The organism is Pseudomonas paralactis, from assembly GCF_001439735.1.
GTDB classification, from domain to species: domain Bacteria; phylum Pseudomonadota; class Gammaproteobacteria; order Pseudomonadales; family Pseudomonadaceae; genus Aquipseudomonas; species Aquipseudomonas paralactis.
Genome location: NZ_JYLN01000004.1, coordinates 467836 through 480476 on the forward strand (window position 1 = coordinate 467836; position 12641 = coordinate 480476).

General features: G+C 60.2%; 10 protein-coding genes and 2 tRNA genes. 8 read left to right on the forward strand and 4 right to left on the reverse strand.

What is annotated here, in order from left to right; genetic code table 11:
* Positions 1-61 precede the first annotated feature (61 nt).
* Entirely contained in the window at positions 62-1996 is a 1935-nt protein-coding gene (locus tag TX23_RS13620; RefSeq protein WP_057702590.1) for a methyl-accepting chemotaxis protein, read from the forward strand.
* 108 nt (positions 1997-2104) lie between these two features.
* On the opposite strand, the gene TX23_RS13625 is transcribed toward TX23_RS13620, so the two are convergent.
* The 4 genes from TX23_RS13625 to TX23_RS13640 form a co-directional block, all read right to left on the reverse strand.
* Complete coding sequence (locus TX23_RS13625) at positions 2105-3658, reverse strand: ABC transporter permease (protein WP_057702591.1); 1554 nt, start codon at positions 3656-3658, stop codon at positions 2105-2107.
* Complete coding sequence (locus TX23_RS13630; RefSeq protein WP_057702592.1) at positions 3658-4683, reverse strand: iron ABC transporter substrate-binding protein; 1026 nt, start codon at positions 4681-4683, stop codon at positions 3658-3660. The genes TX23_RS13625 and TX23_RS13630 overlap by 1 nt, the downstream gene beginning before the upstream one ends.
* Before the next feature lie 143 nt (positions 4684-4826).
* Positions 4827-4913, reverse strand: a tRNA-Leu gene (locus tag TX23_RS13635).
* Positions 4914-5067: 154 nt separating this feature from the next.
* A tRNA-Leu gene (locus TX23_RS13640) sits at positions 5068-5154 on the reverse strand.
* Between the two features lie 225 nt (positions 5155-5379).
* Between TX23_RS13640 and rnr the strand changes: the two genes are divergently transcribed.
* From rnr to dnaB, 7 genes are all read left to right on the forward strand, one after another.
* On the forward strand, positions 5380-8007 hold the full coding sequence (gene rnr, locus TX23_RS13645) for a ribonuclease R (protein ID WP_057702593.1): 2628 nt from the start codon (positions 5380-5382) through the stop codon (positions 8005-8007).
* Complete coding sequence (rlmB, locus tag TX23_RS13650) at positions 8004-8765, forward strand: 23S rRNA (guanosine(2251)-2'-O)-methyltransferase RlmB (protein WP_003188074.1); 762 nt, start codon at positions 8004-8006, stop codon at positions 8763-8765. The genes rnr and rlmB overlap by 4 nt, the downstream gene beginning before the upstream one ends.
* A gap of 294 nt (positions 8766-9059) precedes the next feature.
* A complete protein-coding gene (gene rpsF / locus TX23_RS13655; RefSeq protein WP_005784250.1) occupies positions 9060-9476 on the forward strand; it encodes a 30S ribosomal protein S6 in 417 nt (138 codons plus the stop codon).
* 29 nt (positions 9477-9505) lie between these two features.
* Entirely contained in the window at positions 9506-9736 is a 231-nt protein-coding gene (gene rpsR, locus TX23_RS13660) for a 30S ribosomal protein S18 (protein ID WP_002551829.1), read from the forward strand.
* A 36-nt stretch (positions 9737-9772) separates the two neighbouring features.
* Positions 9773-10666 carry a YybS family protein gene (locus TX23_RS13665; protein ID WP_057702594.1) on the forward strand — a complete coding sequence of 298 codons (894 nt, stop codon included), beginning with the start codon at positions 9773-9775 and terminating at the stop codon, positions 10664-10666.
* An 18-nt stretch (positions 10667-10684) separates the two neighbouring features.
* Positions 10685-11131: a 50S ribosomal protein L9 gene (gene rplI, locus TX23_RS13670; protein WP_003171376.1), complete on the forward strand. Its 447-nt coding sequence runs from the start codon at positions 10685-10687 to the stop codon at positions 11129-11131.
* Between the two features lie 110 nt (positions 11132-11241).
* A complete protein-coding gene (gene dnaB, locus TX23_RS13675) occupies positions 11242-12639 on the forward strand; it encodes a replicative DNA helicase (protein WP_003188079.1) in 1398 nt (465 codons plus the stop codon).
* Positions 12640-12641 lie beyond the last annotated feature (2 nt).

Genomic DNA, 12641 nt, shown 5'->3' on the forward strand with positions numbered 1-12641 from the left:
CTGTGTTTCCCTCTTTCGAGGTGCTATCAAATTAGTGGCACCCGTGGTGGAGGGATTTCCAGTGTCTGCCGTTCTCTCGTTGTTACAAAGCCGTCTGTTGCGGCCGGTGTTCGTTACCCTTGGTATCGCCCTTTTGGTGCAAGTGCTGGTCGCCGTCGCGCTGACGCGGAGCACGGTGACGGCGCTGGAAGCCGATTTGGGCAATCGCCTGGGCATAGATAGCCAGAAGTTGTCTGGTGAACTGGCCCAGGCTGGCAAGGAAGTCACGTCCAGCCTGGACAGCCTGTCCGCCAGCACGCGCCAGCGCCTCACAGCCGGGCTGTCCACGCGCTTGCAGGAAGAGCAAAAGCAGTTGCGTGCGACGCTGGAAAAAGACCTGCAGGACTCCGCCAATGACATGGCGCAGTTGCTGGCCTCGGTCGCGCCTCGCGCCATGTGGGACAGTGACGTGCCGACCCTTTCTGAGTTTGCCCGCCGGGCCCAGCGCAACCCCAATGTGCTGTTCGTGGTGTATGACGACGCCGCAGGCGAGCACCTGACCCGATACCTGAACCGCGAAAACCCGATCAACCAGGCCCTGCTGGCAAAGGGCGCGGGTGAGCGTGCTCTGGATAAGGTGCTGGACGCGGCCAAGACAGACCCGTCGGTGTATTACGTCGAAGCCTCGATCAGCCCCAATGGTGTAGAAATCGGCAAGGTGCGCATGGGCGTGTCGACCGCGACGGTTGAAGCCGACCTGCAAGCCTTGGATAAGCGCTTTGCCGCGTTGATCGCCAGCGGTGATCAACTGGTGGGCGACAGCCTCAAGGGGGCGGCGGCTGACAGTGCCAGCGCCATGGGCGCCCGGCTGCAATCTGCGCAAGCCACTGCCACGCAAATGACGGCCAATACCGCCAGCGCCGTGCAAGACGCGGCGGGCACCCTGCGCTGGCGCATCGGCATGGGGCTGGCACTGGTGGGGCTTGGGGTATTGCTGCTGATCGCCATTGTGCTGGGGCGGCGCGTGGTCAATCGCCTGAAGTTGCTGATTGCCGCGATGGATGATCTGGCCGCAGGCGAGGGCGACCTCACCAAGCGCGTGCAGATCAACAGCAAGGATGAAATCGGCGATATGGCCTCGGCGGTCAATCGCTTTGTGGATAAGTTGCAGCCCATCGTGCGCGAGGCGGGCGACGTGGCCCAGCGTACCGGTGTGGAAATCGGTGCCATGACATTGCGCAATGCTGGCGCCGACGCGGCAGCGGGCTTGCAGCGCGACGAGGTGGCAGAGAGCTTGCGGGCACTGTCGCAAATGGCTGACGAGGCCCAGGCTGAAAGCCACGCCATGCAGGCGGCGTTACAGCAGGTAGTGGATATTCGCCAGGCTACGGACGAAAACTCGCGCACTTCGGCTGAAGTCGGCAGCTTGATTGAGGCGCTGGCGGGGCAGGTCCAGGCCGGCTCCCAGGTAATCGAGCGTCTGGCGCAGCAAAGCGAGCAGATCGAGGTCGTGCTGACCGTGATTCATGGCATTGCCGAGCAAACCAATTTGCTCGCGCTCAATGCGGCTATCGAGGCGGCGCGAGCGGGCGAGACCGGGCGTGGCTTTGCGGTGGTGGCTGACGAAGTGCGTGCGCTGGCCAGCAAGACCCAAAGCTCTACCGGCGATATCCAGGCGCATATCGTGGCATTGCAGCAGGGGGCGCGTGAGGCGGTGGAAACCATCGGCAAGGCTGGCCGCCAGGCCAATGAGGGCTTGCTGGTGTTGCGCGACAGCGTGCGCTTGCAGCAGACGGTGCAGGCATCCGTGGAGCAGGTTCACGCGGCCATTGGCCTGGCGACTCGCGCCGCCGAGCACCAGGCCCAGGGCGCCCATGCGGTGCGTGGTCGGGTCGAAGTGATCCATGCCCAGGCCGAGCGTGCCGCGCAGGCGGTGGTGGAGACGACGGCCAGTGGCAAGGTGCTGGATGGGTTGGCGGCGCAGTTGAAGGCGAGCCTGGGGCAGTTCCGGGCTTGAGGTTGCCTGGACTGGCCTCATCGCAGGCAAGCCAGCTCCCACATTCAACTGCATTCCAAAGTTGGAGCGCGGTCAACTGTGGGAGCTGGCTTGCCTGCGATAGCTGTTTCAGCGGCTCAAATACATCCGCGTCGTAAGCAGATACACCGGCAACCCCGACACCAGAATCAACAACGCCGCATACGGCGCCGCCGCCGCAAATTCCACATTCGAGGTATGCGCCCAGACGGCAGTCGCCAAGGTATTCAATCCGGTCGGGCTCAGCAGCAGCGTGGCTGTCAGTTCCTTCATCGCATCCAGGAACACCAACGCAAACGCCGCACCCAATGCAGGGAATATGATCGGCAGGGTGACTCTGCAAAACGCACTGAACGACGATGCGCCTAACGTGCGCGCCGCCTCTTCCAATTGTGGCGCCGCCTTGTTCAGCGCTGTACGAATCGGTGCCTGTGCCAACGGCAAAAACAGCAGCGCATAAGCAATCAGCAACAACGCCGAGGTTTGGTACAGCGCCGGCACGTAATGCAGGGCGAAATACACCAGGGTCAGCGCAATCACCAGGCCGGGCAGGGCATGCAGTAGATACGGCAAGCGTTCGGCCCAGATTGCCAGTTGGCCTTTGTAGCGCACCACCAGCAATCCAACCGGCACTGCCAGTACCAGGCACAGTGCGGCGCCGCCCAGCGAGAGCGCCAGGGATGACAGCAGCGCCTCACCGATCTCGGCCATCGGAAAGGCTGCCGACGAACCGACTGCCAACCAATACCCGAGCATCCCCAGCGGAATGCCGCTGCCGATGATCGCCAGCGCCAGGCAATACACCTGGCCCAATGGTGCCCACTTGCCCAGTCGAACCTGCTCGGCGTGTCGCGCCGCGCCCTGGCCGATGCGCACGTGCCGGCCTTTGCCGCGTACACGCAGCTCCAGCCACAGCAGGGTCAGGCACATCACCAGCAGCACTGCCGAGAGCATTGCGGCATTGGCATTGCTGAATTCCAGTTCGAACTGCTGATAGATCGCAGTGGTGAAGGTCTGCAACCCGATGATCGACAGCGCGCCGAATTCCACCAGCATGTGCAGTGCGATCAATAGTGAGCCGGCCAGCAGCGATGGCCACAGCAGCGGGAGTGTGATGCGAAAGAACACGCCCCAGCGGTTGTGCCCCAAAGTGCGGGCCGACTCTTCCAGGGAAGGGTCAAGATTGCGCAGCGTTGCCGCCACCGGCAGAAACACCAGCGGGTATTTGGACAGGCTCATCACCAGGATCGCACCGCCGAGGCCCTCGAGCTGTGCGCTCAGCGATACCCAGGTAAAGCTGCTGACAAACGCCGGCACCGCAAACGGCAGGCACAGGATCACGCCCCAGATGCGTCGCCCCGGCAGGTTGCTGCGTTCCAGCAGCCAGGCCAGGGACAGGCCGATCACGCCGCAGCTCAGGGTCACGCCGACCATCAGCGCCAGGGTGTTGCGCAGCAGCCCGAACACATAAGGCCGCCACAGTAGATGCACCGCCTCCGTCCAGCCCGCCTGCCAGGCTTTGAGCCCGACATAGGCGAGCGGCAACAGGCTCAGGCCAACCAGCAGCAGCACGGGCAGCAGCAGCCAGATCGACGGGCGTTTGCGACGGGGGGTGAACCCCGCGACGGAGAGCGAGGGGTTCATCAGTTCAGGCCAACGTCACGTTCCAGTTCCAGGGCTTCTTCGGCGTTACCCAGGTCTGCGGGGGTGACCTTCGGTGGCTGCAGCTCGCTAAATGGCTTGAGGCCACGGTTCGATTCCATGCCCTTGCGCAGCGGGTATTCGGCCGAGGTGTTGGTGATCACGCGCTGGCCTTCTTCACTGGCCATGAATGCCAGCAGTTGCTGAGCTTCTTTGGGATGTTTGCTGGATTTGAGTGCGGCAGCGGAAGATACGGTGATCAGGCCGCCGGCATCGCCATCGGTGAAGTAATGCAGTTGGGAGTCCAGGTTGGTTTTTTCCTTTTTCAGGGCAAACCAGTAGTAGTTGTTCACCAGCACGGTGGCCACTTCGCCGTTTTCCACGGCCTTGAGGGCGACCATATTGTTGCTGTACACCTTGCCGAAGGCACGCAAGCCGGTCAGCCACTCTTCGGCAGCTTCGCGACCGTGCAGCTTGATGATCGCCACCGCTTGTTCCTGGAAGGCGCCGCTGGTGGGCACGAAGCCGACCTTGCCTTGCCACTCGGGGCCGGCGAAATCCAGGACGGATTTGGGCAGGTCCTTTTCAGCAATCAGTTTTGGGTTGAACGCCACGACACGGGTGCGTGCAGTCACGCCCATCCAGTCGCCGTTGCGGCCAACGTAATCCTTGGGCAGCACGTCCAGGGTGCTGGCATCAATTTTTGCCAACAAGCCTTGCTCGCCGAGTTTGTTCAGCGGTGGCGACTCTTCGGTATAGATCACGTCGGCGGGGGAGCGGTCACCTTCTTCGACCACCTGGCTGGCCAGCTGATTGCTGCTGCCTTTACGCACGTTGACGTGAATGCCGGTCTTGGCTTCAAAGGCTTTGGCGAGTTCATCGCCGACTTCCTTGTGTTGGCCGTTGTACAAGGTCAGGGCGATCTTGTCGGCGGAGTAGGCGGCGGGCGAGAGCAGAGTCAGGCCGAGCAGGGTGAGGCTCAGGCCGCGCAGAAGAGATGTCTTGAGACGGTTATCGCGGATCATCATCCGAAGTGTTCCTCGCTATATGCAACAAATCATTGCAAGGATAAACGATAAAACTTCTCAAGTGCGGATGAGGGGGAAATCACTGGCGAGATTTTCAAACGCCAGAAACGAAAAAACCCGCTTTCGCGGGTTTGATCTGAATTTGGTGCCCAGGAGAAGACTCGAACTTCCACGACCTTGCGATCACCAGCACCTGAAGCTGGCGTGTCTACCAATTTCACCACCTGGGCATTATCTAACAACGTTGCCGCTGTTGATGGGGCGAACTATACGGCGGGCTTTTTGATCTGTAAACCCCTGATTCGAAAAATATAAATCAATTTTTCCGTTAAAAATCAAAGGTCTGAAACGAAAAAACCCGCTTTCGCGGGTTTGATCTGAATTTGGTGCCCAGGAGAAGACTCGAACTTCCACGACCTTGCGATCACCAGCACCTGAAGCTGGCGTGTCTACCAATTTCACCACCTGGGCATTATCTGACAACGTTGCCGTCGTCGATGGCGCGCACTATACGGAGCGATATTTGAGCTGTAAACCCCTGCCATGAAAAAACCCTGGAAAATTTCACCAGCGGTCGTGCAAGGTGCGTGACGGGGGTCGTAAAGGTCTTTTAAACGCTTGTTGATACCTGAAATTTCCCGTTTCAATACGCGTATGCCAAACTAACCCACATATAGACAAGGTGAAAACTCTCTAATGGCCGATTGGCAGTCCCTCGATCCCGAGGCCGCTCGTGAAGCGGAAAAATATGAAAACCCTATTCCTAGCCGCGAACTGATCCTGGCGCACCTCGCCGATCGTGGTTCGCCTGCTAGCCGCGAGCAGTTGGTCGAAGAGTTCGGTCTGACCACCGAAGACCAGCTCGAAGCCCTGCGCCGCCGTTTGCGTGCGATGGAGCGCGATGCTCAATTGATCTACACCCGTCGTGGCACTTACGCGCCGGTAGACAAGCTCGACCTGATCCTGGGCCGCATTGCCGGCCACCGTGACGGCTTCGGCTTCCTGATCCCGGACGACGGCAGTGACGATCTGTTCATGAGCCCGGCGCAAATGCGCCTGGTGTTCGATGGCGATCGTGCCCTGGCGCGCGTGTCCGGCCTGGACCGTCGCGGTCGTCGTGAAGGCGTGATCGTCGAAGTGGTGTCCCGTGCCCACGAGTCCATTGTCGGCCGTTACTTCGAAGAAGGCGGCATCGGCTTTGTGGTGCCGGATAATCCGAAGGTCCAGCAGGAAGTGCTGATCACCCCGGGCCGCAATGGCGCCGCCAAGGTCGGCCAGTTCGTCGAGGTGAAAATCACCCACTGGCCAACCGCGCGCTTCCAGCCCCAGGGCGATATCGTCGAAGTGGTCGGCAACTACATGGCGCCGGGCATGGAAATCGACGTTGCCTTGCGCACCTACGATATTCCTCACGTCTGGCCTGAGGCCGTGCTCAAGGAAGCCGCCAAGCTCAAGCCGGAAGTCGAAGAGAAAGACAAAGAAAAACGCATCGACCTGCGCCATCTGCCGTTCGTCACCATTGACGGCGAAGATGCTCGCGACTTCGATGACGCGGTCTACTGCGAAGCCAAGCCTGGCAAGCTGCGCCTGTTCTCGGGCGGCTGGAAGCTGTACGTTGCGATTGCCGACGTGTCCAGCTACGTGAAGATCGGTTCGGCCCTGGACAACGAAGCCCAGGTACGCGGCAACTCCGTGTACTTCCCTGAGCGCGTGATCCCGATGCTGCCTGAGCAGCTGTCCAACGGACTGTGCTCCCTGAACCCGAAAGTCGACCGTTTGGCCATGGTGTGCGAGATGACCATCTCCAAAACCGGCGAAATGACTGACTACCAGTTCTTTGAGGCGGTGATCCACTCCCAGGCACGCCTGACCTATAACAAGGTCAGCACCATTCTGGAAACCCCGAAGACCAGCGAAGCCAAGGCCCTGCGTACCGAATACGCTGGCGTGGTCCCGCACCTCAAGCAGCTGTACTCGCTGTACAAGGTGCTGCTGGGCGCGCGTCATACCCGTGGCGCGATCGATTTTGAAACCCAGGAAACCCGGATTGTTTTCGGTTCCGAGCGCAAGATCGCCGCTATCACCCCGACCACCCGTAATGATGCGCACAAGCTGATCGAGGAATGCATGCTGGCGGCCAACGTGGCCACTGCCGAGTTCCTCAAGAAGCACGAAATTCCTGCGCTGTACCGCGTCCACGACGGTCCGCCGCCGGAGCGTCTGGAAAAGCTGCGCGCCTTCCTCGGTGAGCTTGGCCTGTCCCTGCACAAAGGCAAGGACGGCCCGACGCCCAAGGATTACCAGGCGCTGCTGGCCAGCATCAAAGACCGTCCGGATTACCACGTGATCCAGACCGTGATGCTGCGCTCCTTGAGTCAGGCGGTGTACAGCGCCGATAACCAGGGCCACTTCGGTCTCAATTACGAAGCGTATACCCACTTCACTTCGCCAATTCGCCGCTACCCGGACTTGCTCACGCACCGGGCGATCCGCAGCGTGATCCATTCCAAGCAGAACACCCCGCACGTCAAGCGCGCCGGTGCCATGACCATTCCAAAGGCGCGGATCTATCCGTACGACGAAGCGGCCCTGGAACAGTTGGGCGAGCAGTGCTCCATGAGCGAACGCCGCGCCGACGAAGCCACTCGCGACGTGGTGAACTGGCTCAAGTGCGAGTTCATGAAGGATCGTGTAGGCGAGTCGTTCCCGGGCGTGATCACCGCAGTAACCGGCTTTGGCCTGTTCGTGGAGCTGACCGACATCTACGTCGAGGGCCTGGTGCATGTCACCGCCTTGCCGGGTGATTACTACCACTTCGATCCTGTGCATCACCGCCTGGCGGGCGAGCGCACCGGTCGCAGCTTCCGCTTGGGCGATACCGTTGAAGTGCAGGTCATGCGTGTCGACCTGGACGAGCGCAAGATTGACTTCGGTATGCCTGACAAGCCGGCAGAGCCTGCGGGTCGTAAAAAACGTGGTGAAACCACCGCGCCTGCGTCCAAAGGCAAAGGGGCCACCGCAAAAGCCACGGCCGAGCCTGCACCTGCCAAAACGGCTCGTCGTTCTTCGGCCAAGGACAAGGCTCCTGAAGCCTACCGTCCAAGCGATGCCGCGGCAAAAAATGCCGAACTGCGCAAAAGCCGCGAGTTGAAGCAGCAGTTGCTCAACGAAGCCAAAAGCGGTGGTAAAGCGGCGTCTGGGGGAAAGTCCCAAGGGGCGGAAAAACCGTCGAGCAAGCCAAGTAAACATCGTAAAGGCCCGCCTAAAGCGGGCTCTGCCCCCGCGAAAAGCGGCGGGTCGCGCAAACCTAAGGCCAAGTCATGAGTCTGGAAAAAATCTACGGCGTGCACGCCGTAGAAGCACTGCTGCGTCACCACCCCAAGCGCGTCAAGCAGGTTTGGCTGGCAGAAGGTCGCAGCGAGCCGCGTGTGCAGGCGCTGGTCGAACTGGCCACCCAGAACAAGGTTGCCATCGGTCAGGCCGAACGTCGTGAAATGGACGTGTGGGTAGAAGGCGTTCACCAGGGCGTGGTTGCGGACGTCAGCCCGAGCCAGGTCTGGGGCGAGGCGATGCTCGACGAGCTGCTCGACCGTACCGAAGGCGCGCCGCTCCTGCTGGTGCTGGACGGCGTCACCGACCCGCACAACCTCGGCGCTTGCTTGCGTTCGGCAGATGCTGCCGGTGCGCTGGCGGTGATCGTGCCCAAGGACAAATCCGCGACCCTGACGCCGGTGGTGCGTAAGGTCGCCTGCGGTGCGGCGGAAGTGATTCCGCTGGTGGCCGTGACCAACCTGGCGCGTACCCTGGAGAAACTCCAGCAGCGCGGCCTGTGGGTCGTGGGCACGGCGGGGGAGGCTGAGGTCAGCATTTATGACCAGGACCTGACCGGCCCGACCATCCTGATCATGGGCGCCGAAGGCAAAGGCATGCGCCGTCTGACGCGTGAGCATTGCGATTACCTGGTGCACCTGCCGATGGCCGGTAGCGTCAGCAGCCTGAACGTGTCGGTAGCGACGGGCGTGTGCCTGTTCGAGGCCCAGCGTCAGCGTGGGGCCAAGGCTAAGGCCAAGCCCAAGAAGTAATCAAAATGTGGGAGCGGGCTTGCCCGCGATGACGGAGTGTCAGTCGGCAGAGATGTTGCCGGTGCCATGGTCATCGCAGGCAAGCCAGCTCCCACATTGGTTTTGTGGTGTTTATTCAGGATTGTTCAAATAATCACCAATTACCTTGCGCCGCTTCTCCCCCTTCTCTACAATTGCGCCCCTTGCCTTCCTGGCAGGCACGCATGTGCCTCCCCTGCGGCAAGATCCATAAGTGTCATTCACTCCTTGTCTGACCGTTTTTGAGCGGCAGGCTACAACCCGTAAGGAGCATTCATGCGTCATTACGAAATCATCTTTTTGGTCCACCCGGATCAAAGCGAGCAAGTCGGCGGCATGGTTGAGCGTTACACCAAGCTGATCGAAGAAGACGGCGGCAAAATCCACCGTCTGGAAGATTGGGGCCGTCGTCAACTGGCCTACGCAATCAACAATGTTCACAAGGCTCACTACGTGATGCTGAACGTTGAGTGCACTGGCAAGGCCCTGGCCGAGCTGGAAGACAACTTCCGCTACAACGATGCAGTGATCCGTAACCTGGTCATCCGTCGCGAAGAAGCCGTTACCGGCCAATCCGAGATGCTCAAGGCTGAAGAAAACCGCAGTGAGCGCCGTGAGCGTCGCGACCGTCCTGAAGAAGGTGCTGATGATAGCGCTGATGACAGTGACAACAGCGATAACGCTGACGAGTAATCCACGGACCTTATTAAGGAGCCTATCAAATGGCACGTTTCTTCCGTCGTCGTAAATTCTGCCGCTTCACCGCTGAAGACGTGAAAGAGATCGATTACAAAGATCTCAACACTCTGAAAGCTTATGTATCCGAGACCGGCAAAATCGTTCCAAGCCGTATCACCGGTACCAAAGCACGTTATCAGCGTCAGCTGGCCACCGCTATCAAGCGCGCCCGCTTCCTGGCCCTGCTGGCCTACACCGACAGCCACGGCCGCTGAGACCGGGCAGTCGACAAGTAGTAAGGGATTGAATGCATGCGCGCCTTAGCTGAGTTCATCATGCGCGGTCGTGTGCAGGCCACTCTGGTAGTGGCTGGCTGTGCGGCATTGCCGTTGCTTTATTGGTTGGGTGCTGCCGCAGGTTGCCTTGTGCTGCTGCGGCGCGGTTTGAAGGACGCCCTTGGCGTTCTTGCCCTGGGTTTGTTGCCGGCCTTGATCTGGTGGCTGCAAATGGGTGATCCACGGGTACTTCTGGTACTGCTGGGGTCATCAAGCCTTGCGTTGGTTTTACGCGCAAGTGAGTCCTGGGTCCGCACGCTGCTGGTCAGCGTGGCATTGGGGTTGGTGTACTCAGTGATGCTTGGCGCGGCTTTCCGCCCGCAAATCGAGGCGCTGTCGCAGGAAATCGTCAAGATCCTGCCGCTGGCCCTCGGGGATCTCTACCAGCAATTATCGGTAGATGAGCGAGCGCGGTTTGCGTCACTGATTGCTCCGGTCCTGACCGGCCTGATTGCGGCATTGTTGCAGGTCGTCAGCGTGCTGAGCCTGATTGTTGGGCGTTATTGGCAGGCGTTGTTGTACAACCCGGGTGGTTTTGGTCGCGAGTTTCGCAGTATCAGAATCCCCGCGGGGCCGGCGATGTTGCTGCTGGCGTGCATGGTTGTCGGGCCGAACTTCGGTCCACAGATGGCCTTGCTGGCGCCGATTTGCAGCGTACCGCTGGTGTTTGCCGGGCTGGCCCTGATTCATGGGCTGGTTGCGCGAAAGCGTCTGGCCAGGTTCTGGCTGGTGGGGTTGTACGTCACGCTGTTGCTGTTCATGCAGCTGATCTATCCGTTACTCGTGGTTCTGGCCATTGTCGACGGCCTGATTGATTTTCGCGGACGTCTGGCGTCGAAAGATGCCGATAGCGCGAACGGTGAAGGTTAAAAGTTAGAGGATTTTCACATGCAACTGATCCTTCTGGAAAAAGTCGCCAACCTGGGCAACCTGGGCGACAAAGTGAACGTTAAGGCCGGCTACGGTCGTAACTACCTGCTGCCATACGGCAAAGCCACCGCTGCAACCGCTGCCAACCTGGCTGCGTTTGAAGAGCGTCGCGCTGAGCTGGAAAAAGCCGCAGCAGACAAAAAAGCATCGGCCGAAACTCGCGCTGCCCAACTGGCTGAGCTGGAAGTGACTATCACTGCCACCGCCGGTGACGAAGGCAAGCTGTTCGGTTCGATCGGCACCCACGACATCGCTGATGCACTGACCGCCTCCGGCGTTGAAGTGCAGAAGAGCGAAGTTCGTCTGCCGAACGGCACCATCCGCAACGTAGGCGAATTCGACGTAGCCGTGCACCTGCACGCCGAAGTTGAAGCCACCGTACGCGTTGTCGTGGTAGCAGCTTAAGTCGCACCTAACTGACTGGCACCTCGCGTGTCAGCCGGTTAACATCGGGCACGATCCTGTTTACAGGTCGTGCCTTTTGTTTTTCTACACACCCCTAATTCCAAGTGGCCATGAACGAAATCTCCGCTCCTGAGCAATACGATCTGCAAACCGCTGCCCTGAAGGTGCCGCCGCATTCCATCGAGGCCGAACAGGCCGTGCTCGGTGGCTTGATGCTGGACAACAACGCCTGGGAACGCGTGCTGGATCAAGTCTCGGACGGTGACTTCTATCGCCATGACCATCGCCTGATCTTCCGCGCCATCGCCAAGCTGGCCGACCAGAACTCACCGATCGACGTGGTGACCCTGGCCGAGCAACTGGACAAGGAAGGCCAGACCTCCCAAGTGGGCGGCCTGGGCTACCTGGGTGAGCTGGCGAAAAACACGCCGTCCGTCGCCAACATCAAGGCGTATGCGCAGATCGTTCGCGAGCGCGCCACCCTGCGCCAGTTGATCGGCATCAGCACCGAAATCGCCGACAGCGCCTTCAACCCCGAAGGCCGCACCGCCGCCGAGATCCTCGACGAGGCCGAGCGCCAGATCTTCCAGATCGCCGAAGCACGGCCCAAGACCGGCGGCCCGGTCAGCGTCAACGACCTGTTGACCAAAGCCATCGACCGCATCGACACCCTGTTCAACACCGACGCGGCCATTACCGGTATTTCCACCGGCTACACCGACCTCGACGAAAAGACCAGCGGCCTGCAGCCGTCCGACTTGATCATCGTCGCTGGCCGTCCGTCGATGGGTAAAACCACCTTTGCGATGAACCTGGTGGAAAACGCTGTTTTGCGCAGCGACAAGGCGGTACTGGTGTACTCCCTTGAGATGCCAGGTGAATCGCTGATCATGCGTATGCTTTCGTCGCTTGGTCGTATCGACCAGACCAAAGTGCGTTCCGGTCAACTTGAGGATGACGACTGGCCGCGCCTGACCTCGGCGGTCAACCTGCTCAACGACCGCAAGCTGTTCATCGATGACACCGCTGGTATCAGCCCCTCCGAAATGCGTGCGCGTACGCGCCGTCTGGTGCGCGAGCACGGCGACATCGCGCTGATCATGATCGACTACCTGCAGTTGATGCAGATCCCGGGCTCCAGCGGCGACAACCGCACCAACGAGATTTCCGAAATCTCTCGTTCCTTGAAGGCGCTGGCCAAGGAATTCAATTGCCCGGTGGTGGCGCTGTCCCAGCTCAACCGCTCCCTGGAGCAACGCCCCAACAAGCGCCCGGTGAACTCCGACTTGCGTGAATCCGGAGCGATCGAGCAGGACGCCGACGTGATCATGTTCGTGTACCGCGACGAGGTCTATCACCCCGAAACGGAACACAAAGGCATTGCCGAGATCATCATCGGCAAACAGCGGAACGGGCCGATCGGCTTTATCCGCCTGGCGTTCATCGGCAAGTACACGCGCTTTGAAAACCTGGCGCCGGGCAGTTACAACTTCGACGACGACGAGTAACT